Raw genomic sequence first — 25132 nt, forward strand, 5'->3', positions numbered from 1 at the left:
TCAAAGGTGACCTGGGCCACATCACAGTTGCCAGAGCACCGCACCGGCGAGCGTCAGGCACCCTGCCAGCCCAATCGCGGGAACCACTCGCTTACCGAGCGTCCACGCGCTGGCGTTGGCGATCGCGTAGTAGAGCAGCACGCAGAACGAGCTGAACACGATCGCCCGCGTGACGTCGACGGCGAGCACCAGCGCGATCGCCGCCACGCCCGTCACGATCTCCGCCCAGCGCAGGTCCGCCATGAAACCCGGCAACCGGCGGTCGCGAGCCATCGCCAGCGCGGTCCGGCTCACCCCCAGCTGCAGCGAGAGCAACGACCCCAGCGCGGCGAGGCACGCGGCGACCCGGATCACCGGCGCCAACGCCGGGGACACGTCGGCCAGCGTCTTCGTGGCCAGATCGCCACCCAGCGCGCTCAGGGCCGTGAGAGCGACCGCGGTGTAGACGACCAGCGTGATGGCCAGCGCGATGATCACCGCACGCGGGATCGTCTTGCGCGGTTCCTTGACCTCTTCGCCGAGGGTGGCGATACGCGCGTAGCCGGCGAACGCGAAGAAGAGCAGGGCGGCGGCCGGAAGAATGCCCGCCGCCTTGAAGTCGGCCGGAGCCGCGGCCTCCCCCGCCGTGACCGCGGTCGCCGCCAGCACGAGCAGCACCGCGATCACGATGATCCGGGTGACCATCGCGGACTTCTGGACGCCCGTCAGGTTGAGGATCGTCAACGCCACGATGGCCGCCACCGCGACCAGTTTGGGTGCACCGACGTAGGTGCCCACCGTCAGCGCCATGGCCGCGCACGAGGACGTCTTGCCCAGTACGAACGCCCACCCGGCCAGGTCACCCCAGATCCGGCCGAGGCGTTCGCGCCCGTAGACGTAGGTGCCACCGGACTGCGGGTACTCAGCCGCGAGCCACGCGCTGGAGAGAGCGTTGCAGCACGCGATCACACCCGCGATCACGAGGCTGACGAGCAACGCACTGCCCGCGGCGGCCGCGGCGGGCGCGAACACCGCGAACACGCCCGCGCCGATCATCGAGCCGAGGCCGACGAACACGGCGTCGGTCAGGTTGAGGCTCCTGGTGAGCTGCACCAGCCCATCCCACCCTGCCCGGCCTCACCCGTCCAGGTGAGCCTCGTCCTGTTCCATGCCGGGAACCTTCATCCATCAGCCAGACCGCGCATAGTGCCCACCGAGAGCGCTCTCATGCCCCCGGTTCTCGATGAACGGCGCTTTTGTGCACCTCAGATGGACAAAAGCGCCGTTCATGGCACACACAAGCCAACGGCTCAGTGCGCCACCGGGCAACCAGAGGGCTTGCCGGCCGGGAAGAAGTTCGGCAGGAGGTCTCCGCTGTCGTAGTAGCGGTGGTAGACCGGCGTGAGACCACCGGACACCGGCGGCACGATCCACGACCAGTCCGCGGGGCACGGCCGGCCCGCGGCTTCCTCCTTCTCCAGGTGCGTCAAGAACCTCCGCGACTCGGTGTGGTGATCGGTGATCGTGACCCCGGCCTCGCCGAACGAGTGCAGGACGGCGCGGTTGAGCTCGATCAAAGCCCTGTCGCGCCACAACGTCGCCTCCGACGACATGTCCAGGCCCATCCGCTTGGCGAGGTACGGCAGCAGGTCGTACCGGTCGTGGTCGGCGAGGTTGCGGGCGCCGATCTCGGTGCCCATGTACCAGCCGTTGAACGGCGCCGACGGGTAGTCGATGCCGCCGATGCGCAGCCGCATGTTGCTGATCGCGGGGACGGCGTGCCACTTCACGCCCAACGCCGCGAGCCACGGCAGGTCGGGGTGTGACAGCGGCACTTCCAGCACGGCGTCGGAAGGAATCTCGACGAGCGCCGGCTCCTCTCCCTCGCAGGTCACCATCAACGGCAGCACGTCGAACGGGCCGCGCGACGCCGGTGGCTGCCAGCCGCGCTTCAACGCGAGCTCCGTCAGCGCCAGGTTGCGCGCGTCCCCGAGCACGCCGCCGTCCGGACCGCGATAGGCGGCGTAGCGGACGATCTGCTCGTTCAGGATCGACGGCGCCGGCATGCCGGGCTCGGCCGGGGCGAAGATCGTGATGACGGGACGGATCTTGCCGCCGTTCGTGGCGAGGCGGAGGTGTTCGACGCACTCCGCGGCCACGTCGGCGGGGGTGGAGGTCTCGCGCAGGTCGCGCACCTTCAGGCTGCGCCAGTACAGGCGGCCGATGCAGCGGGAGCTGTTGCGCCAGGCCACGCGGGCGCCGAAGGTCAGCTCGGCGGTCGTGTGGCGGTAGGTGCCGGTCGCGGCGATCTCCGCGTGCACCTCGGCCAGGCGCGCCTCGACCGGACCGAGATCCGGGTGCTCGGCGTGGTGCTGGCGGACGAAGTCCTCCGCCTCGGCGATGTCGAACTCGGGGGTGTTCTCGACCTGCGCCGGGGGAAGCGACGTGAGGGAACGGGGCATCACATCAGTCGGGACGGGGGTCATGGTTGAGGCACCGTAGTTGCGCTTTCGGGTACCCGAAACCGCCTGTCGCGTTACGCCATCTGGATCACTGGACCGCGTCCGACACGTTCAGCGAGTACTTGATACAGCAACCGGGTGACAAAGGGCGCGACAAAGGGTGGTTTTCGACTGTTATCTGGCCGAGACCAAACATTGACCGGTGATCTAGTTCACCGGTGGATTCGACCCGTTCGAGTGAACTTGAGAAGAGATTCGCCTGCGAAGTTCGGCGGTCGCCGTCCGTGCCAGGCGAACCCACCGCAGTCCGAACACGACCGCGAGCGCCACGAGTGTGATCCCGCCACCGCGGAAGAGCAGAACATCAAGCCAGGGCTTGGAAACCACGACCGAGTGGTCGGACGCGAGCACCTCGATGCCGACCTCGCGATCGGACGGAACCGAACGCACAGGCATCTCGCTCGCGTACCGCGCACCGTCCACTGTGTACTCACTGGAGCACCTCACCGTGCGGCCGCTCGGCCCGCACGTCAGCACGTGCGCGGTAACGGACACCGTGGGTTGAAGAGCGGGAATGGTCTGCTGCTGGCCGCCAGTGCGATGCCGGCCAGCGACAACGTGAGCCCGGTCGGGACCGCCATGATCACCCGGCGGAACACCACGAGATCCACCAACGTCATCGTGGCATCGCGGGCACCTGCCACGAGGAGAAACGGGTCATCCCGCGCACGGCCACCGAGCCCGGCAGCACGCGGTACACCGAGTTCCGCAACGCCAGTGCGACCGGCGACCGCACCTCGATCCCGAACTTCCCCGCGAGCTTCGAGGCCTTCCACAGGGTCTGCGCGCGCGGTCGCCGCAGCGCGTCGTACCGCACCAGATCACCGTCGACGGATGCGAGCGTGACGGCGTCCTCCAGCGCCATGCACGCCCCTTGCCCCATGTACGGGACCATCGCGTGCGCCGCGTCGCCGAGCAACGCCACCCGTCCCGAGACGAACGTCGGCAGCAGCGGCAGCTCGTAGATGTCGTGCCGCAGGATGTCGGGTGTCGTCGCCAGCAGCTCCGGGAACGGCTCGTGCCAGTCCGCGAACACCTCCACCGGATCCAGATCCGCGTTGGCAGGCGCGACGGTCGAGACGTACCAGCACAGCCGGCCGTCCCCGAGCGGCAGCAGGCCCGCCTCGCCGCCGGGACCGAGTGTCTGCGAGATCGGCAGATCGAACGGACCCGGCGCCACCCCTCGCCACGCCGTGGCCCCCGCGTACACCGGTCCCGGCGCGTCGGGCAGCAGCGCCGCGCGAAGGCGGCTGTTGATGCCGTCCGCCGCCACCACGAGGTCTGCGTCCAGCTCCTCAACGCTCGTGACGTCGACGTTGTTGAAAAGGATCTCGGGCGGCAACGCGCGCAGCAGCACCCCGTGCAGATCGGCCCGGTGCATCGCGATGATCTTCTCCTGGCCGACCGCGGGCAGATGCGCGAGCCAGCGCCCGTCGGACGACTTGATGCCACCCGACACGCGCGGTGTCCCGAGCCTCCTGGCCTCGTCCGCGACCCCCATCCACTCCAGCGCGCGCACCGCGTTCGGCATCACGCCGATCCCCGCGCCGACCTCGCCGAAAGCGGCAGCACGCTCCAGGACCTGGACTTCCCAGCCCACGCGCCGCAACGACACCGCCGCCGCCAGCCCACCGATGCCGCCACCGACCACGATCGCCTTCATCGCACGCCTCCTCTACAGGTGTAGAAGACACTACACCTGTAGACTACAGCTGTAGAGAGACAGGGACCACGGTGCGAAAAGACCTGATCACGGACGCGGCGATCGAACTCGTCGCGGAACTCGGCATGCGCGGCCTCACCCACCGGGCGGTCGATCGCAAGGCCGGTCTGCCCGAAGGTTCGACGAGCGCCTACTTCCGCACCCGCAGGGCGTTGATCGAAGGGCTCGTGGACCGGCTCGCCGCCCAGGAGCAGGCGGAGATCTTCCTCGACCCGCACGACCCCGCCGGCGGCCTCGCGAAGACGCTCGACAACTGGCTGGTCGAGCGCAACCGCACACTCGCCCGGTACGCGGCGATGCTCGAAGCCACGCACCACCCAGAGCTGAAGTCGATCCTCGTGCACTCCCCGCGCCGGCGGGCCACCGACATGGCTCGGGCGCTGGGCCACGAGGACCCCGAACGCGCCGGCGCGCACATCAGCGCGTTCCTGGAGGGCCTGATCTTCTACCGGCTCGTCGGCGGCGGCAGCACGACCGGGCCGACGCCGGGCACCGAGGAAAGCGTGCGGGACCTGAAGAAGGCGATCGAAAAGGCGTTGCGACCGTAGGTACCGTGGGTCTCATGGGATTCGGGTACGGGGTCTTCTACCTCTGATTCACGACGTGTGCCACCACACCACGTCCTGATTTCGCGTACCCGGAAGAGGATCCCGCATGCGCACGCATGTCCATTTGACGACCCAAGACCTCACCAAGGGCTATGAGGCCGGTCCTGTCGTCGACGGCATCTCGCTCAAAGTCTCCGCAGGCCAACGCCTCGGCATCATCGGCGAGAACGGCCGCGGCAAGACCACCCTCCTCCGCCTGCTCGCCGGCGATCTCGTGCCGGACCAGGGAACTGTCACCCGGCACGGTTCGTTGAGCCTGGTGCAACAGGAAATGCCGTTCCACGACAGCGAAACGGTGGGGGACCTGCTGTCCGAAGCACTGCGCGAGAGCCGTCAAGCACTGTCCGAACTGGACAGTGCCGCCGAGCCGTTCGACGAGCGGCGTTACGAGCGGGCCCTGGCCCACGCCGAGGCCATCGAGGCGTGGGACGCCGAACGCCGCGCGGACATCGCCCTCAAAGCTCTGGACGCCGACCACCCGAAGTCCAGGCGGCTCAAGGAACTCAGCGTGGGCCAGCGCTACCGCGTCCGGCTCGCGTGCCTGCTGGCTGAACGCGCGGACGTCCTGCTGCTCGACGAACCCACCAACCACCTGGACGAACACGCGCTGGGCTTCCTGACCGAACGCCTGCAGCAACACCACGGCGTCGTGGTGCTCGTGAGCCACGACCGCACGCTGCTGGACGACGTCTGCACGCAGCTGCTCGACCTCGACCCAGCTCCGGACGGCGAGGTGCACCTGCACGGCGGCGGCTACCGGGCGTTCCAGGAGGCCAAGCGCGCCGAACGCCGGCGGTGGGAACAGCGGTTCGCCCAGGAGGAAGCCGAACACGGCGAACTCGCCGAGAAGGTCGAGCGCGCGCAAAGCCGGTTGAAAGACGCGTGGCGCCCGCCGAAGGGCACGTTCAGGCACCAACGCACCACGCGCGCGGCGAACAAGATGCGCAACGTCGCTCGCCGGCTGGAGGAGTTGGACGACCAGCGCGTCGACGCTCCCCCGCCGCCGTTGCGCTTCGCCCCGCCGGAGCTCTCGGCCGACGGCGACCTGCTGCACGCAACGCCGCTGGAAGTACCCGGAAGGCTGCACCTCACCGAGCCGATCTCGTTGTCGGCAGGCGAGAAGCTGCTCATCACCGGCCCGAACGGCGCCGGCAAGTCGACGCTGCTGAACGTCCTCGCGGGCCACATCACGCCTGCGCACGGCACGGTTCATCAAGTCGGCGAGGTGGCGCTGCTGGCCCAGGAGTCCAGGTTCGAGAACGAGGCGGCCACCGCGCGCCAGCTCTGTTCGCGGGTGGAGGAACTCGGTCTGCTCAGAGGGAAAGAGCTCGCTCGCCCGGTCTCCCGCCTGTCCACTGGACAGCGCCGGCGACTGGAGCTGGCGGTCGTGCTCAGCCGCGGCCCGCACGTGCTGCTGCTCGACGAACCGACCAACCACCTGTCGATCGCGCTGGTCGACGAGCTGACGGAGGCGCTGCGGCAGACCAGGGCCGCTGTGGCCGTCGCGACCCACGACCGGCAGATGCGGACAGATTTCGGTTCGTGGCGGAGCGTGATGCTTCACAGATTGGTGAATGTTCTGTAGCTTCGAAAACAGGTCTTCTACCGAGCACTGGGAGGTGTGCGAGATGACCGAACTGATCACCGAAGAGCTGCCCACCGCGCGGCCGAACGCGTTCGACCCGCCGACCGAGATCACCGAGATCCGCGACAAGGCGCGGATCAGCAGGCTCGAGTTCGCCGACGGTCACCTCGGCTGGCTCGTCACCGGTCACCACCAGGTGCGCGAGATCCTGGGGAGCCCGAAGTTCACCAACGACCCGGGGACTCATCACCTGCCGGACAAGCGCCGCCAGGTGGACGAGAGCGGCACGAAGCGCAAGGTCGAACCCGGCATGTTCCTCAGCCAGGACCCGCCGGACCACACCCGGCTGCGCAAGATGCTGCAGGGCCAGTTCACGGTCAGGCGGATGAACCAGCTGTCGGAGTGGATCGGCACGATCGTCGACGACCAGCTCAAGCACCTGCGGACGTTCGACGGCCACGCGGACCTCGTCAAGGAGTTCGCGCTGCCGGTGCCGTCACTGGTGATCTGCGCACTTCTCGGCGTCGACTACGACGAGAAGCACAGGTTCCAGGAGGACACGGCGAAGATGCTGAGCCTGGACACGCCGGTCAAGGAGGCCATGGCCGCCTTCGAGCGCATCCAGGCGTTCATGCGCGAGCTGATCGCCCGCAAGAAGGCCGATCCCGGCGGCGACGACATGATCAGCGACCTGCTGGCCACGGGTGAGCCGACGGACGAGGAAGCGTCGAACATGGCGATGCTCCTGCTGCTCGCCGGACACGAGACCACGGCGAACATGCTCGGCATCGGGACGTTCACGCTGCTGCAGCACCCGGATCAGCTGAAGATCCTGCGCGACGAGCCCGAGGTGGTCGACAACGCCGTCGAGGAGCTCATGCGGTATCTGTCGATCATCCACTTCGGACCGCTGCGCACCGCGACCGAGGACGTGGAGATCGACGGGCACCTGATCAAGGCCGGCGACACCGTGCTGATGCACATCCCGGTGGCCAACCGGGACCCGGAGAAGTTCCCGGGCAACCCCGAGGAGCTCGACCTGCGCCGCCCGGCGACCGGGCACGTCGCGTTCGGGCACGGCATCCACCAGTGCCTGGGCCAGCAGCTCGCCCGCATCGAGATGCGGATCGCGTTCGCCAAGCTGTTCCAGGAGTTTCCGGACCTCCGGCTGGACATCGAGCCGGAGGAGGTGCCGCTGCGCACGGACATGGGGATCTACGGGGTCCACTCGTTGCCAGTAGCGTGGTCGGCATGAAGATTTCCGTCGACCAGTCGAAGTGCTGCGGCTCCGGGATGTGCGTGCTGACGGACCCGGACCTCTTCGACCAGAGCGAAGAAGACGGCACGGTCGTACTCCTGGTGGAGCACCCCGACGCCGAGCACGAGGCCACCGCGAAGGAGGCGGCGGGCCTGTGCCCGGCGAGCGCGATCACGATCAGTTGATCCGCACGAGGTAGCCGTTGGAGAGCAGCCAGGCGACATTCAGTGCCCCGTCGCCTGGCACCAACGCCCTGTCCAGCTTCTGCTGCAGCCCACCGCCGGTCTGCTCGAACCACGGCGCGATCGGCCCCTCCCACACCGCGAACGCCTTCTTCACCTGGTAGGCGTGGTAGTTGCACCTGTACGCGGCGTCGAAGGTGTAGAGGCTCTGCGGCGGAATCGCGCGCGTCGAGTAGTGCGCGCCCTTGTACGCCAGGAATCCGCCGAACTCACTGCCGAACCGGTCGAGCTTGGTGCTGGGCCAGATCGTCGTCCTGTACTTGATCGGCTCGCCGTCCGGCCTGAGCCGGAAGCCGTCCTGCGGCGGGTAGTTCCAGCCCGTGCCGTTCCAGTACTTCGTGAGAAACGCGTCCTTGTTCAGCTGCCCGAACCGCTTGTACCCGGCCACGAGCGGACCCACGGGTTGTTGCCACGGCTTGGGCAACATCTCCGGCCCCAGCCGACTATCCCCTCGATACGCACCCGCACACGCTTCAGTGGTCGTCTGAGCTGTGGCGATTCCGGCATTGACGCCGAACAGGACAAGAGTCGCGGCAGTCAGCGCCGCCAATAATCGTTTGCCTGCGAACATACTCGCATCTTCGCGCGTGGCACGGTTTTCCGCACTACCCTCATCCGCGTGAACCTCGCCCCGGGCTGGTACCCCGACAACGCCGACCCCCGCTTCGTCCGGTGGTGGGACGGCACGCAGTGGACGCCCCACACGCAGCCGCGCCAGCAGCAGACCGACGCCCATCACATGGAGATGCAGATGGGCGGCACGGGCCAGGACCGCGTCGCCCAGCAGGTCCAGCGCGCGGGCGCCCAGGGAGCGGGCCAGGGAGGCGGCACGCTGTTCACCGAGCCGGTCCTCGTCGTGAACCAGAAGGCCAAGCTCATCGAGATGTCGAACTCCTACGTCATCTACGACCAGCACGCTCGCCACATCGGCACCGTCGAACAGGTCGGTCAGTCCGGAGCCGCGAAAGCGTTGCGCGCCTTCACGAAGCTCGACTCGATGCTCGACGTCCGGCTGGAGATCCGGGACGTGCAGGGACATCCGCTGTTGCGGTTGGTGCGGCCAGCGACGATGTGGAAGTCCAAGGTCCTCGTCGAGCGCGGCGACGGCATGCCGATCGGCGAGATCGTGCAGGAGAACGTGTTCGGCAAGGTCCGGTTCGCGTACGTGTGCAACGGGATGAAGGTCGGCGGCATCTACGCCGAGAACTGGCGGGCGTGGAACTTCTCGTTGCGCGACCACACGGACACCGAGGTCGCCCGCATCACGAAGACCTGGCAGGGCATGGCAAAGGCGATGTTCTCGACCGCGGACAACTACGTGGTGCAGTTCCACCGCCAGGTGCCGGACCCGTTGCTCAGCATGATCGTGGCCTCCGGCGTCACCGTGGACACGGTGCTGAGCCAGAACCAGGGTTAGCGAGCCAGCCAACTCGCCAACCAGCTAGCTCTCCAGGCCCCGCGAAGCCCCAACGGCAGCGGTATGGCGGACGCCGACGGTGCCAACGTGCCCACGCTGCAAGCGATCGGGCTTGACTTTGGGATCGAGGTGCCCGAAGTCAAGCCCGATCGCAATCGTCGAGAAGCGGCGATGACGCAACCAAAGCTCGGTTATGGCTTGAAACGCAACCCACGCTGGAACGCGACAGAACCGCACCGGCGCGTCAGCGCCCAACCTACGAAGTAGCCAACCGAAGCTCATCCACCTCAGCCTGGAACCCAGCCGCGGTAAGCGTTTCCTCAGCCAACCGCCACTGCTCCCGAGCCTCCTCCACCCGGCCGGCCCGCTCCAGCGCATTCCCGAGCACCCGCAACGACCGCCCCAACTCAGGCGGCGAATCCATCTCCCGCGACTGCTCCAACGCCAGCGAAGCCAACCGCAACGCCTCCTCAGGCGTGGCAGCCAGCGCGGATCTCAACCGCCACACCCAGATCCGGCCGTGCCGGTCGTCGTGCTCCTCGAAGAACTCCCAAGCCAGCCGCAGTTGCTCCTCGGCCAGCCCAACCTGCCCAGACCGGATCAAGGTGTCAGCCAGGAACAACCGCATGTGCGCCGCGAAGTCCGGATCCCCGAGCTTCTGCGCCGCGGCCAACGAGGACCGCAGGAACGCGGCCGACATCTCCAGCTCCCCGGTGAACTGGTGCAACCGCCCCAGCTCCAGCGTCGCCGCCAGCTCACTCTGCTCGTCCCCGAGCTGACCGGCGACCCGGCGCGCCCGCTCCAGGTACTCCTGCGCCGCGGCCAGCCCACCGGCACGACGCTCGATCGCGCCCAGCGAGCACAGCACCTCGACCTCGCCGTGCGGGTTGCCGGAGGCCACGAACCGCGTCATGGCCTCGCGATGAGCCGACCGGGCCTCCAGCGAGCGCCCGCTGAACTCGTGAATCCACCCCATGCCGTACCAGCTGTAGGCCTCGCCCCACACATCTCCGGCAAGAGCGAAGGCCTCCTGCGCGGCAGCGAAGTCGGCGGACGCCTCGGTGTACTTGTGCATGCGCGCGTACAGGATTCCGCGCTGCTGCAACAGGATCGGCTTGCGCTCCGGCGGCGCGCACGACAGCCCGAGCTCGTTGATCTGCGCCCAGTCGTCGAAGCGGGCCCGCAGATCGCAGAACGCCGTCGAGCGGATCACCAGTTCGGCGGCCAGCGCGCACAGGCCCAGGGCGGCGGCCTGGTTGATCACCGCGTGGATGTTCTGCCACTCCGCGTCGAACCACGCGGCCGCGTCGCCGAGGTCGAACCGTTCCAGCGCGACCGGCTCCAGCCGGATCGCCTGGTGCGGCAGCTCGGCGTCCGCGCGCGTCGTCAGGTCCAGCCACTGCTCGAACAAGGCCTTCAACGCGACCGAGGGATCCTCGTCCGCCGCCTCCCGGCCGAACGCGCGCAGCAGGTCGTGCAGCCGATATCGCACCTGGCCCAGCGCGTCCCGGCCGGCGTAGTCGACCAGCCGGGCGTCGACGAGCGCCTCGACGTGGTCCTCGGCGTCGTCGAGCTCCAGGCCCAGCAGCGGTGACGCCATCCAGGCCGGGAAGTCGGGCGTGTCGACCAGCGACAGCAGCCGGAACGCGGTCCGGTGCGACGAGTCCAGCCCGTCGTAGGACAAAGCCAGGGAGGCCCGGACGTCCAGGTCCCCCAGCGACAGCTCGTCGAAGCGGCGACGCTCGTCCGACAACCGACCGGCCAGCTTCGCCAGCTGCCAGTGCGGACGCGCCACCAACCGGGCAGCGGCCACCCGCAACGCGAGCGGCAGCTGCCCGCAGTAAGTCACGATCGCCTGCGCCGCAACGGGTTCCGCCGCAACCCGAGCCTCACCCACGGCAGCCTGCAGCAACGTCAGCGCATCAGCAGACGGCAACACGTCCAACGGCACGACGTGGGCGGCTTCGAGCCCGGCCAGAGCTGCCCGCGACGTCACCAGAGCCGCACCGGAAGTCGTCCCCGGCAGCAACGGCCGAACCTGAGCCTCGTTGATCGCGTTGTCCAGGACCACGAGAATCCGCCGGTCGGACAACAGATCGCGGTAAAGATCCACCCGATCGTCCACAGAGGACGGAATCGCGCCACCCGAAACACCGAGACCGCGCAGCAACCGGTCCAGCGCGGCAGCGGGTTCGACGGGCTTCTGCTCGCCACCGCGGAGGTTCAGGTACAGCTGCCCGTCCGGAAACGCGTCCCGCACGACATGCGCGCAGTGGACGGCCAGAGAAGTCTTGCCGACACCACCAGGCCCGGTGATCGTCCACGTCCCGCCGGCACGCAACCCGGCCGTCAGCCGCGCGACCTCGTCAGCCCGCCCGGAGAAGTCCCCCACGGCAGGCGGCAGCCAGGAAGGCCCGGCCTGCACCGCAACAGGCGCCGACGACCCGGCCAGCACCTCCATGTGCAGCGCGCGCAGCTCGGCGTTCGGATCGATCCCGAGCTCGTCGGCCAGCACGTCACTGGCCCGGCGGAACACGTCCAGCGCCTGCGCCTGCTGCCCGGTCCGGTGCAGAGCGAGCATCAGCTGGTACCAGAACCGTTCGCGCAACGGATGCTCGGCGACCAGGGAACGGAGCTCGTCGACGATCTGGTCGTGCCGGCCCAGCTGGAGCTCGGCGTCGTTGCGCCGCTCCAGCACCTCCCAGCGCTGCTCGTTCAGGCGCTGCACGTCGGTCTGTTCCATCCGCAGCGACGACACCTGGTCCAGCGCGGGCCCGCGCCACAACGCGGCGGCCTCGCCCAGCAGCCGGGCCTCGGTCTCCAGGTCGGGCGCGCGGCGGGCCTCGGCGCGCAGCCGCTGGAACGTCAGCAGGTCGAGCTGGTCGTCGTCGACGTGGATCGAGTAGCCGGTGGGCCAGGTGCGGACGAGCTGGCGGTCCGCGAGGTCGTCCAGCGACTGCCTCAAGCGCATGACGTACGTCTGCAGAGTCGCGCGCGCCGACCCGGACGGCTCCTCACCCCAGAGGTGCTCCATCAGCTCGTACGACGAGACCGGCGCGTTGGCCTTCATCAGCAACGCGGCGAGCAGGACACGCTGTTTGGCCGACCGCAGCTCGACGACCCGGCCCGAGTCGATGACCTGCAACGATCCGAGAACCTTGAACCCCCACCGCCGTTGCATGTGCCGATCCTAACCAGCCGGTAACCCGAGGTGTCAGCGAAATGTCAGCGGGTCGAGTGATGCTTCTCGCCCATGAAGAGGACAACCTTCGTCGCCGCCGCCGCGTTGCTCCTCGGAGTGGCCACGTCTGGTGAGGCGCAGGCGGAGAGCGCTCCCGGCTGCGGACCGGTGACGCAGATCGGCAAGACCGCCTACATCGGCGACCACGGGCAGAAGTGGGCGTCGGTCAAGCAGTTCAAGGGCTGCGGCAAGAACTGGGCGTACATCTACACCTGGGACAGCGTGCACGGTGGTGGTGCCCCGTACACCCCCGAGTTCGTGATCATCGCGAAGTGGGGCAACGAGTGGTCGCGTGAGCCTTACGGTCACGAGGGCCGCAAGGACGGCCGCTACCGGCAGCAGGAACTGTGGTCGTACGGCACCGACACGCTCGACACCTGCACGAACGCCTACGCCGAGTGGAACTCCGGCGCGATGACCTACCGGGCGGAAACCGACATCCGCTGCTGAACCCAGACCCCGAGCGGCGCCAAGGCCCCCCAGCTGGGCGCTGTTCGGCCGTGGTGCCGCCGGGACCCGAAGCCCAAACCTCTCCTCGGGTCCCGGTGGCGCCTTCCACGTTCTACGCGGCTCCCTGCTGCGAGGACATGAACTCCCCCAGCCGCGACGACAGCTCGTCCGCGGCCTCGTTGCCCCGCAACCGTTCCGCCTCCTGCTTCAGCGGCCGCATCCGGTCCCGCGTGCGCGCCGAGCGGATCGGGCCGGACACCGCGATCGCCTGTTCCCCGATGTCGCGCGCGTGCTCGGCCTCGTTCTGCACCAGGTAGTTCACCGCCAGCGCGGCGAGCCGGAACGACTGGCTGCGCGAAGCCTCGTCACCATCAGAAGCAATCGCCCTGGTCAGCAACGGGATCGCGGACCGCGCGTACTTCACGTCGCAGGTGCGGGCGAGTTCGGTGTGGACCATGCCACCGATCGACACCAGGTCGGCCAGGTCGAAGAAGCGCGCCCACGGCGGTGGATCCTCGCCCTCGGCGCGTTCGAACTCCTCCTCCGCACGCGCGAACTGGCGCAACGCCTGCCTCTCGGCGCCCATCTTCGCGAACGCCCACGCCTCGTTGGCGTGCAGGATGGATACGGCCAACGTGGAGCCACTGGCCTGTGCGATGGGCAGACCGCGCTGGAACGACGCGAGCGCGTCCTCGGCGAGTTCGTAGTGCAGATGCACGCGGCCCATCCGGTAGTGGATGTTGGCCTCCAACGCGCTGTTGCCCGACGTGCGCGCGAGGTCCATCGCACGGCCGAAGTGCACGTGTGCGGATTCCAGCAGTCCCATGTCGAACGACGCCCAGCCGGCCAGGTTGTGCAGGTCCGCGATGGCCACCTGGAGCCGTTGCAGCACATGGCCGGACGAGCCGGCGTCGAGCAGGGGGTTCGCCCAGTTCAACAACGCGACGCAGGCATCCCGGCAGGCGCCTCCGCCGTATTCGTAATCGAGCGCTCGTAGCGCACTCGTCAGCGTTTCCACGTGCCGCACGTCTGTTTTGTCCACGCGAGCCGGAAATGCTTCGCCGTTGAACATAGCTGGTCCTCCTGACGTGCGTCGGACACCCGCTGTACAGGTACCCGTTACACACCGCCGGTACTCACCGCGCCGCCGTCACCATCCCGCTGTCCGGCCTGGTCGGGAAGGGTCTTTCGACTCTCCCGGGACGCGTCGGCGCGACCACCACAACGCCGTGGTGGTCGCGCTTACGATTCTGGACGAACAGCGTGATCGGAAAGGGGCCATCGAGGTGTCAGCCAAGAGGAACTGAATCAATTTCCAGTGATGGCGCCTCACCGGAACGGCCGATCAAGTCACTCTTCCAGGCTCACCGCTCCGGCCGGGCACCTGTCCACCGCGTCACGAACGCCGGGAAGCAGCTCGGCCGAGGGCTCGGAGATCAGCACGAGACCGAGCCCGTCGTCATCCGACTGATCGAACACGTCCGGTGCGGCGAGCACGCACTGACCTGATCCGATGCACCGCGTCTGGTCTATCCGGACTGTCACTTCACCACACCACCGGAATCGCGGAAGCGCCGTAGGTGATCATGTCTTCCCGGAACGACATCTCCGTGACAGGCACCGCGGGGCGAATGTTCGGGAACCGCGTGAAGAGCGACCGCAGCAGGATCTGCAGCTCCGTGCGGGCCAGGTTCGCGCCGAGGCACTGGTGCGGGCCGAAGCCGAACCCGAGGTGCGACACCGCCCGGCGTTCGAGATCCAGCTCGCTCGCGTGCGGGCACAGCTCCTCGTCCATGTTGGCGTGCAGCGACACCACGGCCCACTCGCCCGCCTTGATGGTCACGCCGTCGACCTCGACGTCCTCCAGAGCCCTGCGCTGGATCCCGGCGCCGCCGAGCCGGCCGATGGTGTACCGCATCAGCTCCTCGACGATCACGTCCGCGCGGCTCGGGTCGCGCTGCAGGATCTCCAGCTGGTCGGGACGTTCGAACAGGGTGAGCGTGAAGAGGCCGAAGAAGTTCGACGTCGTCTCGTGCCCGGCCACCAGCAGGCCGATGGCGAGCAGCATCAGCTCTTCCATGTCGAAGTCGGTCTCGTTGACCATCAGGCCGATCATGTCGCCGGTGTCGCCCGAGGCCTTCTTCTCCTGGACGACCTTGCCGATCACCTCGCCCAGCTGCTCGGCCAGCGCCTCGTACTCCACCTTGGAGCCGTTCTTGCCCAGCATCTGCTTCGCCGTGGCCTGGAAGAGCTCCTGGTGCTCCGGCGGGACGCCCAGCAGGTCGGCGATCACCAGCGACGGCACCGGAAGGCACAGCGACGCCACGAGGTCGGCGGGTGCGCCCTGACGCTCCATCGCGTCGAGGTGCTCGTCGACGATCTGCTGGATGCGCGGCCGCATCTCGGCCATGCGCTTGACCATGAAGCCCCGCGAGAGAGGACGCCGCAGCCGCAGGTGCTCGTCGCCGTCCATCGCGTTCATGTTGCCGGGCTGCGACGAGTCGAGGACCGGCTCGCCCTCGGTGCGCATCGCCGGAGCGCCGTCCCGGTTCGCGCTGAACCGCTTGTCGGAGAGCACCTGCCGGACACCGGCATAGCTGCTGATGACCCAGCCCTCGACGCCGTTGGGCCAGATCATCTTGGCCGGGCCGTTGCTGATGGCCTCCTCGAACCCGGCGGGCGCTCCGAGCGGGTGGACGCGGTTCTCGTGGGGGACCGGGCAGACGGCAGCTTCAGTCACGGGAGTCTCCTCAACAGAACAGAACTGTTCTTTTGAAACCATGACCGAACGTAGCGAAGAAACTACGATCTGACGAGTTATTTGGTTCGAAAGGTCCCGATCAGCGGTCTCAACAGGCCGTCGACGATGCTGTCGATGACGCCCGCCTCATCCGACCGGAGGACGAAAGTCGAGATCAGCGCGGTGATGAGGACGTCGGTGTCGAGTCGCTCGGGAAGTTCGCCGCGCGCCTTCGCCCGGTCGATCGCGACCCGCAGGTGCTCCGTGTAGGCGCGGTCGACGTGTTCCTCGCGCAGGCCCGCGAGATCGGCGTCCTGACGGCTGCCTTCCAGCAGTCCGAGGAAGATGCCCGCGGTGTCGAACGGCGTCGGCTCGCCCCACGCCCGCATGATCACCCGGACGTCCTCGGCGAACGTGCCCTCGTCCGGCTGGCGCAGTTCGGGCAGGTTCGCCTTGAGCGCGTCCGTGATCAGCCGCGCCTTGGACGGCCAGCGCTGGTAGAGGCTCGCCTTGCTCGCGCGCGCCCGGTTCGCCACGAGATCCATGTTGAACCGGGCGTAGCCGACTTCGGCCAGGACGTGGAGCACGGCGGCGAATACCTCTTGCAGACGCTCCGGCGCGTCCAAAGGCGTTCGACCCACCGCACTCCCTTGCCCACTGCCGTCTAAGTGACGTGCACCGTACCGCCGGGCGCGTCCGTGAGCAGACCCGTCCTGCGCACCGACATCCACTTCAGCTGCGTGCCGTGCCACGCGGTGAACAACGACTGGATCACCACCGCGTACATCAGCTGCCTGTACACGATCTGCTGCAAGGGGTATGCCCACAGCGGCTTGAGCGACTCGCCGTCCAGCCGCAGCGCATAGCCCGCGCTGGCTGTCTGCAGCAGCAGGAACACCGCCCACACGATCAACGCGAGCGGCGCGTCAGCCACCAGAAAGCCGTACAGAACGTACAGATCCATCACCGGCGCGAGCATCGGCAGCAGCAGGTGGAACGCCAGCAGGTAGATGAGCCCGAACCGCCCCATCGGCCCGTTCTCCAGCAACGCGCCGCGATGTTTCCACATGGCCTGGAATGTGCCGTACGACCAGCGGTAACGCTGCCGGAACAGCCCGTGCACCGTGGTCGGCGCCTCGGTCCACGCCTTCGCCTGCTGCCGGTATGCGACCCGCCACCCCGCGCGCGTCACCGCCATCGTGAGGTCGGTGTCCTCGGCGAGCGTGTCGTCGCTGACGCCGCCCACGTCCGTCAGCGCGGCCTTGCGGAACGCCCCGACCGCGCCCGGCACGGTCGGGATGCAGCGCAGCGCGTGCAGGATCTGCCGGTCCAGATTGGACCCGGCGCAGTACTCCAGGTGCTGCCAGCGGCCGAGCAGACCCTTGCGGTTGCCGACCTTGGCGTTGCCGGACACCGCGCCCACCCGCGAGTCCGCAAACGGCTGCACGAGCTCGCCGATCGTGCCCGGTTCGAAGATCGTGTCGCCGTCGAGCAGCACCAGGACGTCGTGCTTCGCCTGGCGGATGCCGGTGTTCAACGCGGCCGGCTTGCCCTGGTTCGCCTGCCGGATCACCGTGACGCCGGGCAGGCCGAGCTCCTCCGCGCGGTCCGCGGTGCCGTCCGTCGAGCCGTCGTCGACAACGATCACCTCGACGTCGGCGCAGTGGTTGTTCGCGGCGATGGACTTCACCGTCGCCGCGATGTTCACCGCCTCGTTGTACGCCGGGATGACCACCGAGACCGGCAGCGCGAACCACGGCTGCGGCTCCTGCTCGCCCTCCCGCCGCAGCCTGCGGTCGGTGTGCGCGAGGCCGAGCTGCATCAAAGTGCGCAGCAGGCCCAGCAGCGCCGCGATCGCGATGGCCGTGCCGAGCAACGTCAGCACGAAGCCGCCGTTGCGCTGCGACCACGCGGTGACCGCGCCGGTGAAGCGTTCGGTGGCAGTGGCCTCGACCGGGCGGTCGCCGGTGACCGTGACGAACCGGTAGCCAGGCGCTTTGGCCAGCTCACGGGCGATGTCGGCACCGATGCTGCCGTCGTCGTGCAACCGGACGACTCCCCCGCCGTGCTGCAGCGACATCCGCACCAGCGTGCCGATGTCCTGGTAGTCGCGGTCGCCGCTGTCCACCTCGACGGGCGCGCCGACGAGCCGGGTGTGCGTGCCCAGCACGTCCGCCAGCGCGGCCTGCGCGAACGCGAGGTTCAGCGGGTTGCCGAGGTCGCCCTCCACGCGGAAGCCGTCGAGGGCGATCTGATGGCCCTCGTCGGCGATCCGCCTGGTCACGCTGGGATTGCGGGTGACCTGCGTGCCGGTGACGAAGAAGGTCGCCTTGACGCCGGACTCCCGCAGTGCCGTCAGCAGCCTCGGTGTCCACTTCGGATCAGGACCGCCGTGGAACGCCAGCGCCAGCGTGCGGTCCGGCAGGTCGCGGTGTTCCCGGGCGTGCTGCACCGGCTCGGGCTTGATCGCGGTGTAGGCGTGGAACGAGACCACGCTCATCAGCACGAGCAGCCCGAGCAGGATGGAAATCCAGTGCAGCCGCGGTGCGCGCCTCACCACATTTCCAGCAGCGTGCCACCGACGACGGCGGCGAACACGATCAGTCCACTCGCGACGGTCAGGCTGACCAGCCGCGCCACCACCCGTCTACTGCCGTTGGCGTCGACGAAGATCTGCATTTCTCCTGCCCCCCAGCACCATGCGGACGACCACGACCACGACGGCCGCGCCGACCGATGCCGCGAGCCACGGGAACCCGTTGACGAACCAACGGACCGCGTCCGCGGCGAACTCCTTGCCACTTCCCCAGAAAGACCGCACCTGCGTCTGCCGTCGCCAAGCCGCGTTGGCCACCGCCAGCACCAGGAACACGACAGGTGGCGCCGGTGCCACCGTCCACAACCCCACCCGGCGCACGAGTGCCGAAGCCAGCACCGCGCCCGCCACCAACCAGACGCCGAAGGGCCAGGCGAGGTTGTCCCCGTCCACCCAGATCCCCACCTGCGTGAACACCGCCAGCACCGCGAGCGCCGCCAAACTGGGCAGCTGTACCCCCATGACCACTTAGAATACCGGCGGGGGTGTCTTTTTCATGCAACCACGTGGCCGCTATCACCGCACGGCCTTTCTAGTCCTGATGCGCACTGTCTGGGTGGCCGTGTGTGCAACTGTGCTCGTCACGTCCGGCATCGCCTGGTCCACTGTGTCCACGATCTCCAGCGGCATCGAACGGTCGTACGCGATCCCGCAGGACGCGCCGCGCTCGTCGTCCGGCCGCAACATCCTGATCATGGGCCTGACCACGCGGCTGGACCTGCACGGCGAACCGCTGCCGGACGACGTGCTGCGGCGCATGCAGGCGGGCGAGAGCGACCGCGGCGGCTACAACGCGAACACGCTGATCCTGTTGCACATCCCGGTTTCCGGCCCGGCGATCGCGATGTCCGTGCCACGCGACAACCTCGTGCCGCTGTCGTCCGGCGGCGAGGGCAAGATCAAAGAGGCCTACGGGCGCGCCAAGATCGCCGAGGAGGAACGGCTGCAGGCGGCCGGGCAGCACGACAAGCGCACGCTGGAACGCGCCGGGCGGGAGGCGGGCCGGCGCGCCCAGGTGCAGACGGTGGCGACGTTCCTGAACCAGCCGATCGACCACCTCGTGGAGATCTCGCTGATCGGCTTCTTCCACATCGCCGAGGGGCTCGGCGGCGTGGACGTGTGCCTGAAGAACGCGACCAAGGACCCGTTGTCCGGCGCGGACTTCCCGGCCGGGAAGCAGCATCTGGACGCCGGTCAGTCGCTGTCGTTCGTGCGCCAGCGACATGGCCTGCCCAACGGCGACCTCGACCGCACGAAGCGCCAGCAGGCGTTCCTCTCGGCGGTCGCGCGCCGGTTGAAGGGCGCGGACGTCTCGGCGATGCAGGCGATGATCGACATGGCGAAGCAGGACGTCGTGCTGGACGACCGGTTCGACCTCACCGAGTTCGCCCGCCGGGTGCCGACCGAGGTGCGGTTCGACACGCTGCCGATCGAGGGCGGCGCGAACATCGACGGCCTGGACGTGAACAAGGTCGACGCGGAGAAGGTGCGCAAGAAGGTGACCGACCTGGCGAAGGAGCCGCCACCACCGCCCACCGGCGACGGCATCCCCTGCATCGACTAGTTCCGTCTAGTTGCGTCTTTCCGTGACCCAGGTGGCGATCTGGGCGCGTGAGGTGAACCCGAGCTTCTGCAGGATCCGCTCGACGTGCCCCTCGGCGGTCCGGCGCGCGATCACCAGCCGGGCCGCGATCTCCTTGTTCGTCATGCCCCCGGCGATCAGGTCGGCCACCTGCTGCTCGCGCCTGGTCAGCGGCGTGGCCGTCTCGATCACCGGCTCGGGCTCCGGCTGGTCGCCGATCGCGAGCGCGATGGCGTCGTCCAGTTCGAGGTCCATGCCCTTGCGGAACACGGCGCGGAACTCCTCCTCGCCCAGCGCGGCGATGGTCTTGGACTCGCATTCGCCGTGGGGCGCCCCGAAATAGCGCGACCCGAACATCGGGTACCCGACGGACTGCCAGATCTCGGTGGTGGCGCCCAGCAGCGTCGCCGCGCGCACGGCGTTGCCCTCAGAGGCCGCGATCCAGGCCAGCACCTCGATCGCGAGCACGATGCCGAGCAGGTCGTGGAACGTCCGCTTGATCCGCAGGCACTCGCGGCCGAGCTGGTCCGCCCTGGCGTAGTCGCCGCTGACCCACGCGCACAGCGCCAGCACGTAGATCGCGTACGCCTGCGCCCACAGCTCGCCGTGCTGCTCGCCGACGGTCTTCGCTTCGACGCAGAGCCGTTCCGCGGCGGCGAAGTCGTGCCGGAACGTCGCCGAGATCGCCAGCTCGATGCCGGCGAGCATGGTGTGGCTGTTGACGGTGCCCTGGCCCCGGTAGAGGTCCATGGCCTCCTCGAACAACCCGTCCGCGAGGTCGAGGTCGTCGCCGACGAGGTGGGTGCAGGCGAGCCGGTGGGTCGAGTACGCCAGCGCGGGGCCGTCACCGGACTCGGCGGCGTACTTGCGGCACTCCTCCAGCATCCGGGTGGAGGCGGGGAGATCTCCCTGCAGCGTCGCGACGTAGCCGTTGACCCACAGCGCCTTCGCCCGCCGCGGTCCCTCGGTCGCGCCCGCCAGCGCGCGGTCGAGCCAGTGCCGGCCCTCGCCGAGCATGCCGCAGCCCGCCCAGTAGAACCACAGCGTGCTGGCGAGGTGCACGCAGTGCTCGTCGTGGTTCTCGAAGCAGAAGTCCAAGGCGGACCGCAGATTCGCGTGTTCCAGGCGCGTGCGCGAGAAGATCTGCGGTTGGACCGGGCCGAACCACTCTTTCTCGCGGCGCTCGGCCCACTCGATGAAGTGGTCGCGGTGCCGTTCTCGCAGCACCTGCTCCCGGCCGGCGTTGCGCAGCTTCTCCAGGCCGTACTGACGCAACGGTTCCAGCAACCGGAAGCGCGTGCCGGCCGGGTGCTGCTCGGCGATCACGACCGACTTGTCGACCAGGCCGGCGAGCGAGTGCATGACCCCTTCCGGGGAGACGCTGTCACCGGAGCAGACCCGTTCCGCGGCCTCCAGGTCGAACGTGCCGGCGAAGACCGACGCCCGTGCCCACAGGATCTGCTCGGCGCGCGTGCACAGGTGGAAGCTCCAGTCCACCGCGGCCTGCAACGTCTGGTGGCGCGGGTCGCCGCCGCGCTTGCCGTCCGCGAGCACCCGGAACGTGTCGTCCAATCTGGACAGCAGGTGTTCGAGGGTGAGCACGCGCAGGCGCACCGCGGCCAGTTCGATCGCCAGCGGGATGCCGCCGAGCAGCGTGCAGATCTGGGTGACCGTGCCGCGGTTGTGGGCGCCGATGACGAAACCCGGCTCGACGGCCGCCGCCCGTTCGGCGAACAGGGTCAGCGCCGGGTCCTGCGGCAGTGGGGCGACCTGCCAGAGGTGTTCACCGTCGACGCCGAGCCGTTCGCGGCTGGTGATCAGCACGCGCAGGCCCCGCACGCTGCGCAGCAACGCGTCCACGAGATCGGCGGTGGCGGCGACGAGGTGCTCGCAGTTGTCGAGGACCATCAGCACCTGACGGTCGCGCAGGTGTTCCACCAGGACCGTGCGGTGCTGGCGGACCGTGTCGTCGTGGACGCCCAGCTGCTCCAGAACCGTGTGCACCACGAGTTCCGGGTCCGTGACGCCCGCGAGTTCGACGAACCACACGCCGTCGCGGAAGGCCCTGGACGTCTCGGCGGCGGCCTTCAGCGCCAGCCGTGTCTTCCCGACGCCACCGACACCCGTAAGAGTGACGAGACGAGACTCGGACAGGAGTCTTCTCACCTCGGAGACGTCGGTCCTCCTGCCGACGAAACTAGTTGTGTCAGCAGGCAAATTTCCTTTGCGACCTGGGGAAAGCGAACCGCCCACAGCGGCACCCTAGGTCGGCGCGATCTCCCGCTGCAACGCGGTCCCCCGGAGGCACCAACGCCGAAACACGGGTAGTTACCCCCTAGGTCTCCTGGTGTGACATCTCCAGTCTTGAAAACTGGGTGACGCCTGCGGGAGGGACGGATCATGACCGCTGACGGTCTTCGCGTGGACATCCGCGAGCAGAACGGCGTGCTCGTCATCCGGTTCGGCGGGCGCCTCGACTGGTCCACCTACATGCGGGTGCAGGACGTGCTTCTCGACTGCGCCACCAAGGAGCTCGTCGGCGTCGTGGTGGAGCTCGACGGCCTCGTCGCCGAGTCGCCCGCGCTGCTCGTGGTGTTCGACGTCGTGTGGCTGTCCGCGGCGCGCTGGCCGGGCATCTCGCTGAGCCTGGTCGTCAGTGATCATCAGCTGCGGTCGACGCTGGGCGCGCGCGGGCTGCCGCGGCACATCCCCATGCACACCACGGTTCAAGCCGCGCTGGCCGCCGTCGTGCGGCTGCGGCACGAGGACCGGGTCGACGCGGCGTTGCCCACGTGCCGATGCCTGCCGCACGTGGCGGAACGGATCACCGAGCGCGCCTGCGAACGGTGGGGCGTCCAGTCGTTGCTCGACGTCGCGCCGCAGGTGGCTGTGGAGCTCGTGTCGCACATCGAGGACGACGACAGCCCGTTGGCGCTGCTGCTGCGGATGCGTGGGGACAAGATGTCCGTCGCCGTGCGCACGACCGCACGGCTGGACCTCAGGCAGTGGAACATCATGCGGCGCAACGTCGCGTCCATCGCCGTCTGCAACTTCACCATGGGTGAAACGCCGGCCGGGGGCGGACGGCACATCATCTGGGCGTTGCTCGACGTGCCGGAGGACAGCCAGCGGCCCCCGAGCCATCTCCCGGAGGCCGCCGTCTTCACCCACCAGGCTTAACGCTTCCGGGTCGTTCTACTGAGCGCATTTGTTGGGCGCGTTATCGGGCGTGGCTCGCCGCGATGCTGGTGCGGCAGGCGCGCACGACCTGACGATTGGCCGCGGTGTCTGGGGTGCCAGTGCCGCACATCGGGCATACGAGACTCGCGGTCGTCTCGTCGACGAACACTTCGAGAGGGCTGCGGCACGGACGACACCACCGGTGGCCGGTGACGGGGATGACGTGGTCCGGCGAGGCGACGCACTGGTGCAACCAGCAACGATGCAGGCCGCACGTGACTCGGGCGTGGGGATCGAGGCCGAGTTCCTCAGCCAGGTCCTCGGCGCTGAGCACCGCGGTGAGGGTCGTGTCCTCGCCCTCGAAGGAGGTCACCAGCCGCAGGTGCGCGCGTCGCCTCATAGGTAGAACCTTGCTCCTGCGGGATGCTTCAGGTATACCCGCAAAAATACCTGTCTAATCGCCACTTGCGCCGAATTCCATTCGGCACGGAACCCTCTTCTCACCCTGTCGTGCGCGTCCTACGCTCGGATTCAGACGACGCGGCGCAGAGGTATTCCACATGGCAGATCCTGCGTACTTCCCTCCACCGCACTCCACCCGCATCGGGATGAGCGATGTGGAACAGCTGGAGTCGCAGACGCGTTCACTGAGGTCGGTCGACTACCAGTACGGCGGAGGGTCGTGCCGGGACGCCGTCGTCGTGCGGATCTACTGGGCTCAGCAGCTGCTGGCGGCTTCGGCTGCGGACGACGTGCGGTCGCGCCTGCTGTCGGCCGTCGCCGATCTGCACAACCTCGCCGGATGGACGTCGTTCGACAGCGGTCAGGTCGGCGCCGCGTACCACCACTTCGACCGTGCGCTGGACTTCGCGCGTCACGACGAGGACCTGACCACCAACATCGTTTATCGGCGTGGGCGCGTGCACCTCCATCACGGCGCACCTGGCGATGCGCTGGCCTATTTCCAGAGGGGTGCGTTCGCGCCGTTGGCGTCGAGCATCATGCATTCGAACGAGGCGTGGGCATACGCGCGTCAGGCCCGTTCCGCTGAGGCGTTGCGTGCACTGGGGAAAGCGCAGGACTCGTTCGCACGTGCGGACTTGACGCACGTGCCGGACTGGGCCCGGTTCCACGACGAGATCGACCTGACGGCGATGATCGGGACCGTCTACGCCGAGCTCGGCGACACCCGGCACGCGATTCCGGCGTTGTCGTCGGCGATCGAGCGATTCGGGCCGGCGATGGCGCGGAGCTGGACGTTCTGCCTGATCGCGCTGGCCTCGTGTCATTTCCTGGACGGGGACGACGACCAGGGCCGGACGATCGCGATGCAGGCCGTGAGCGCGGCCGAGGGGTTGCGGTCCGAGCGGGTGTGGGACCGGATGCGGCCGATGGTCCAGGCCGCCGCGTCTCGTGGGGTGTCGCTGCGCTGAGGTTTCTTTGCACAACCCGAACATTCGGCGGACTGGGCTCTGATGGTGCTCGGTCATCGTTCTGCCATGAACATTTCGCGAATCGGTGGGCTCGTGGCGGGGATGCTGCTGTTGGGCGCGGGGACCGCGTCCGCGCAGGAACCGATCACGATCAGCCCCGAGAAGGTGCAGCAGATCTGCGCCAACCGAGTTCCCCGGGTCGAGGCTCGGGTGAAGGCGCTGACCGACAAGATCAACGGCGGCCCGGAGACGCTGGGCTCGAAGAAGTGGATCGAGCAGAAGGCCGCGGACGCGCGCAAGGCCGGCAACACGGCGCGCGCGGACGTCCTGGACGCCCGCCTGAAGCTGCGGGACGCGCAGCTGGTGAAGCTGGGCAAGGCTGCTGAGCGCGTCGGGAAGTTCAAGGCCGAGCACTGTGGATCCAAGTGAAGGGGATCCAAGTGAGGTGGATCGTCGCGCTGGCGTTGCTGCTGTCCTTGACGGCGTGCCGGGGTGAGGCGCCGGTGTCGGACCTCGATGATGTGGAATCAACGCTGAACAGCATCGAGTCGGACATCAACCAGCCGGGGTGAACGC

At 68.4% G+C, this 25132-nt stretch carries 28 protein-coding genes; 12 read left to right on the top strand and 16 right to left on the bottom strand.

What is annotated here, in order from left to right:
- Positions 1-21 precede the first annotated feature (21 nt).
- From ABZX92_RS01400 to ABZX92_RS01420, 5 genes are all read right to left on the bottom strand, one after another.
- On the bottom strand, positions 22-1092 hold the full coding sequence (locus tag ABZX92_RS01400) for an APC family permease (protein WP_355552235.1): 1071 nt from the start codon (positions 1090-1092) through the stop codon (positions 22-24).
- A gap of 197 nt (positions 1093-1289) precedes the next feature.
- Entirely contained in the window at positions 1290-2441 is a 1152-nt protein-coding gene (locus ABZX92_RS01405) for a nitric oxide synthase oxygenase (protein WP_355552609.1), read from the bottom strand.
- A 207-nt stretch (positions 2442-2648) separates the two neighbouring features.
- Entirely contained in the window at positions 2649-2897 is a 249-nt protein-coding gene (locus tag ABZX92_RS01410) for a hypothetical protein (RefSeq protein WP_355552238.1), read from the bottom strand.
- Positions 2898-2971: 74 nt separating this feature from the next.
- On the bottom strand, positions 2972-3121 hold the full coding sequence (locus ABZX92_RS01415; RefSeq protein ID WP_355552241.1) for a hypothetical protein: 150 nt from the start codon (positions 3119-3121) through the stop codon (positions 2972-2974).
- The gene (locus ABZX92_RS01420) at positions 3118-4164 is read right to left on the bottom strand and encodes an FAD-dependent monooxygenase (RefSeq protein WP_355552244.1); all 1047 of its coding nucleotides are present in this window, start codon (positions 4162-4164) and stop codon (positions 3118-3120) included. Before ABZX92_RS01420 ends, ABZX92_RS01415 begins: the two co-directional genes overlap by 4 nt.
- Before the next feature lie 71 nt (positions 4165-4235).
- Here ABZX92_RS01420 and ABZX92_RS01425 point away from each other — a divergent pair, with 71 nt between their 5' ends.
- From ABZX92_RS01425 to ABZX92_RS01440, 4 genes are all read left to right on the top strand, one after another.
- Positions 4236-4772, top strand: a complete 537-nt coding sequence (locus tag ABZX92_RS01425; RefSeq protein WP_355552246.1) for a TetR family transcriptional regulator — start codon at positions 4236-4238, stop codon at positions 4770-4772.
- 106 nt (positions 4773-4878) lie between these two features.
- A complete protein-coding gene (locus ABZX92_RS01430; protein WP_355552249.1) occupies positions 4879-6417 on the top strand; it encodes an ABC-F family ATP-binding cassette domain-containing protein in 1539 nt (512 codons plus the stop codon).
- Between the two features lie 43 nt (positions 6418-6460).
- Positions 6461-7672 (top strand): cytochrome P450, encoded by a 1212-nt coding sequence (locus ABZX92_RS01435; protein ID WP_355552251.1) that lies wholly within the window; start codon positions 6461-6463, stop codon positions 7670-7672.
- A complete protein-coding gene (locus ABZX92_RS01440; RefSeq protein WP_355552253.1) occupies positions 7669-7860 on the top strand; it encodes a ferredoxin in 192 nt (63 codons plus the stop codon). Before ABZX92_RS01435 ends, ABZX92_RS01440 begins: the two co-directional genes overlap by 4 nt.
- Here the strand turns inward: ABZX92_RS01440 and ABZX92_RS01445 are convergent.
- A complete protein-coding gene (locus ABZX92_RS01445) occupies positions 7853-8317 on the bottom strand; it encodes a TNT domain-containing protein (protein WP_355552255.1) in 465 nt (154 codons plus the stop codon). The two genes, ABZX92_RS01440 and ABZX92_RS01445, sit on opposite strands and share 8 nt — an antisense overlap.
- Positions 8318-8536: 219 nt before the next feature.
- Here ABZX92_RS01445 and ABZX92_RS01450 point away from each other — a divergent pair, with 219 nt between their 5' ends.
- Positions 8537-9334, top strand: coding sequence for a phospholipid scramblase-related protein (locus ABZX92_RS01450; RefSeq protein WP_355552258.1), 798 nt, complete (start codon positions 8537-8539; stop codon positions 9332-9334).
- Positions 9335-9397: 63 nt separating this feature from the next.
- Complete coding sequence (locus ABZX92_RS01455) at positions 9398-9601, top strand: hypothetical protein (protein WP_355552261.1); 204 nt, start codon at positions 9398-9400, stop codon at positions 9599-9601.
- Here the strand turns inward: ABZX92_RS01455 and ABZX92_RS01460 are convergent.
- On the bottom strand, positions 9591-12515 hold the full coding sequence (locus ABZX92_RS01460) for a BTAD domain-containing putative transcriptional regulator (RefSeq protein ID WP_355552263.1): 2925 nt from the start codon (positions 12513-12515) through the stop codon (positions 9591-9593). The genes ABZX92_RS01455 and ABZX92_RS01460 overlap by 11 nt on opposite strands.
- Before the next feature lie 72 nt (positions 12516-12587).
- On the opposite strand from ABZX92_RS01460, the gene ABZX92_RS01465 reads away from it, so the two are divergent.
- The gene (locus tag ABZX92_RS01465; protein ID WP_355552266.1) at positions 12588-13025 is read left to right on the top strand and encodes a hypothetical protein; all 438 of its coding nucleotides are present in this window, start codon (positions 12588-12590) and stop codon (positions 13023-13025) included.
- Positions 13026-13137: 112 nt separating this feature from the next.
- Here the strand turns inward: ABZX92_RS01465 and ABZX92_RS01470 are convergent, their stop codons facing one another.
- The 7 genes from ABZX92_RS01470 to ABZX92_RS01500 form a co-directional block, all read right to left on the bottom strand.
- Positions 13138-14067 (bottom strand): hypothetical protein, encoded by a 930-nt coding sequence (locus ABZX92_RS01470; RefSeq protein WP_355552269.1) that lies wholly within the window; start codon positions 14065-14067, stop codon positions 13138-13140.
- Between the two features lie 308 nt (positions 14068-14375).
- Positions 14376-14570 carry a ferredoxin gene (locus ABZX92_RS01475; protein ID WP_355552272.1) on the bottom strand — a complete coding sequence of 65 codons (195 nt, stop codon included), beginning with the start codon at positions 14568-14570 and terminating at the stop codon, positions 14376-14378.
- Position 14571: 1 nt separating this feature from the next.
- On the bottom strand, positions 14572-15765 hold the full coding sequence (locus tag ABZX92_RS01480; RefSeq protein WP_355552275.1) for a cytochrome P450: 1194 nt from the start codon (positions 15763-15765) through the stop codon (positions 14572-14574).
- Between the two features lie 77 nt (positions 15766-15842).
- Positions 15843-16406 carry a TetR/AcrR family transcriptional regulator gene (locus ABZX92_RS01485; protein ID WP_355552278.1) on the bottom strand — a complete coding sequence of 188 codons (564 nt, stop codon included), beginning with the start codon at positions 16404-16406 and terminating at the stop codon, positions 15843-15845.
- Positions 16407-16429: 23 nt separating this feature from the next.
- Entirely contained in the window at positions 16430-18322 is a 1893-nt protein-coding gene (locus ABZX92_RS01490) for a bifunctional polysaccharide deacetylase/glycosyltransferase family 2 protein (protein WP_355552281.1), read from the bottom strand.
- A complete protein-coding gene (locus tag ABZX92_RS01495; protein WP_355552284.1) occupies positions 18319-18444 on the bottom strand; it encodes a hypothetical protein in 126 nt (41 codons plus the stop codon). The genes ABZX92_RS01490 and ABZX92_RS01495 overlap by 4 nt, the downstream gene beginning before the upstream one ends.
- The gene (locus ABZX92_RS01500) at positions 18413-18823 is read right to left on the bottom strand and encodes a DUF6542 domain-containing protein (RefSeq protein ID WP_355552287.1); all 411 of its coding nucleotides are present in this window, start codon (positions 18821-18823) and stop codon (positions 18413-18415) included. Before ABZX92_RS01500 ends, ABZX92_RS01495 begins: the two co-directional genes overlap by 32 nt.
- 79 nt (positions 18824-18902) lie before the next feature.
- Between ABZX92_RS01500 and ABZX92_RS01505 the strand changes: the two genes are divergently transcribed.
- Complete coding sequence (locus ABZX92_RS01505; protein WP_355552290.1) at positions 18903-19925, top strand: LCP family protein; 1023 nt, start codon at positions 18903-18905, stop codon at positions 19923-19925.
- A 6-nt stretch (positions 19926-19931) separates the two neighbouring features.
- On the opposite strand, the gene ABZX92_RS01510 is transcribed toward ABZX92_RS01505, so the two are convergent.
- Positions 19932-22109: a LuxR C-terminal-related transcriptional regulator gene (locus ABZX92_RS01510; protein WP_355552293.1), complete on the bottom strand. Its 2178-nt coding sequence runs from the start codon at positions 22107-22109 to the stop codon at positions 19932-19934.
- 234 nt (positions 22110-22343) lie between these two features.
- On the opposite strand from ABZX92_RS01510, the gene ABZX92_RS01515 reads away from it, so the two are divergent.
- Positions 22344-23123 carry a hypothetical protein gene (locus ABZX92_RS01515; RefSeq protein ID WP_355552296.1) on the top strand — a complete coding sequence of 260 codons (780 nt, stop codon included), beginning with the start codon at positions 22344-22346 and terminating at the stop codon, positions 23121-23123.
- Positions 23124-23163: 40 nt separating this feature from the next.
- On the opposite strand, the gene ABZX92_RS01520 is transcribed toward ABZX92_RS01515, so the two are convergent.
- Complete coding sequence (locus ABZX92_RS01520; protein ID WP_355552299.1) at positions 23164-23523, bottom strand: hypothetical protein; 360 nt, start codon at positions 23521-23523, stop codon at positions 23164-23166.
- 160 nt (positions 23524-23683) lie between these two features.
- Between ABZX92_RS01520 and ABZX92_RS01525 the strand changes: the two genes are divergently transcribed.
- The 3 genes from ABZX92_RS01525 (at position 23684) to ABZX92_RS01535 (ending at position 25128) form a co-directional block, all read left to right on the top strand.
- The gene (locus ABZX92_RS01525; RefSeq protein ID WP_355552302.1) at positions 23684-24556 is read left to right on the top strand and encodes a hypothetical protein; all 873 of its coding nucleotides are present in this window, start codon (positions 23684-23686) and stop codon (positions 24554-24556) included.
- A gap of 66 nt (positions 24557-24622) precedes the next feature.
- Positions 24623-24985, top strand: a complete 363-nt coding sequence (locus tag ABZX92_RS01530) for a hypothetical protein (protein WP_355552305.1) — start codon at positions 24623-24625, stop codon at positions 24983-24985.
- 11 nt (positions 24986-24996) lie between these two features.
- Positions 24997-25128, top strand: a complete 132-nt coding sequence (locus ABZX92_RS01535) for a hypothetical protein (RefSeq protein WP_355552308.1) — start codon at positions 24997-24999, stop codon at positions 25126-25128.
- The last annotated feature ends 4 nt before the right edge of the window (positions 25129-25132 follow it).

This window comes from Lentzea sp. NPDC006480 (assembly GCF_040611995.1).
Lineage (GTDB): Bacteria > Actinomycetota > Actinomycetes > Mycobacteriales > Pseudonocardiaceae > Lentzea.

Bases quoted from the DNA above. Each gene is read 5' to 3' on its own strand.
- ABZX92_RS01405 (WP_355552609.1), bottom strand. From the start codon at position 2,441: ATGCCCCGTTCCCTCACGTCGCTTCCCCCGGCGCAGGTCGAGAACACC.
- ABZX92_RS01410 (WP_355552238.1), bottom strand. From the start codon at position 2,897: ATGCCTGTGCGTTCGGTTCCGTCCGATCGCGAGGTCGGCATCGAGGTG.
- ABZX92_RS01415 (WP_355552241.1), bottom strand. From the start codon at position 3,121: ATGACGTTGGTGGATCTCGTGGTGTTCCGCCGGGTGATCATGGCGGTC.
- ABZX92_RS01420 (WP_355552244.1), bottom strand. From the start codon at position 4,164: ATGAAGGCGATCGTGGTCGGTGGCGGCATCGGTGGGCTGGCGGCGGCG.
- ABZX92_RS01430 (WP_355552249.1), top strand. From the start codon at position 4,879: ATGCGCACGCATGTCCATTTGACGACCCAAGACCTCACCAAGGGCTAT.
- ABZX92_RS01435 (WP_355552251.1), top strand. From the start codon at position 6,461: ATGACCGAACTGATCACCGAAGAGCTGCCCACCGCGCGGCCGAACGCG.
- ABZX92_RS01440 (WP_355552253.1), top strand. From the start codon at position 7,669: ATGAAGATTTCCGTCGACCAGTCGAAGTGCTGCGGCTCCGGGATGTGC.
- ABZX92_RS01455 (WP_355552261.1), top strand. From the start codon at position 9,398: ATGGCGGACGCCGACGGTGCCAACGTGCCCACGCTGCAAGCGATCGGG.
- ABZX92_RS01460 (WP_355552263.1), bottom strand. From the start codon at position 12,515: ATGCAACGGCGGTGGGGGTTCAAGGTTCTCGGATCGTTGCAGGTCATC.
- ABZX92_RS01465 (WP_355552266.1), top strand. From the start codon at position 12,588: ATGAAGAGGACAACCTTCGTCGCCGCCGCCGCGTTGCTCCTCGGAGTG.
- ABZX92_RS01495 (WP_355552284.1), bottom strand. From the start codon at position 18,444: ATGCAGATCTTCGTCGACGCCAACGGCAGTAGACGGGTGGTGGCGCGG.
- ABZX92_RS01500 (WP_355552287.1), bottom strand. From the start codon at position 18,823: ATGGGGGTACAGCTGCCCAGTTTGGCGGCGCTCGCGGTGCTGGCGGTG.
- ABZX92_RS01505 (WP_355552290.1), top strand. From the start codon at position 18,903: ATGCGCACTGTCTGGGTGGCCGTGTGTGCAACTGTGCTCGTCACGTCC.
- ABZX92_RS01515 (WP_355552296.1), top strand. From the start codon at position 22,344: ATGACCGCTGACGGTCTTCGCGTGGACATCCGCGAGCAGAACGGCGTG.
- ABZX92_RS01520 (WP_355552299.1), bottom strand. From the start codon at position 23,523: ATGAGGCGACGCGCGCACCTGCGGCTGGTGACCTCCTTCGAGGGCGAG.
- ABZX92_RS01525 (WP_355552302.1), top strand. From the start codon at position 23,684: ATGGCAGATCCTGCGTACTTCCCTCCACCGCACTCCACCCGCATCGGG.
- ABZX92_RS01530 (WP_355552305.1), top strand. From the start codon at position 24,623: ATGAACATTTCGCGAATCGGTGGGCTCGTGGCGGGGATGCTGCTGTTG.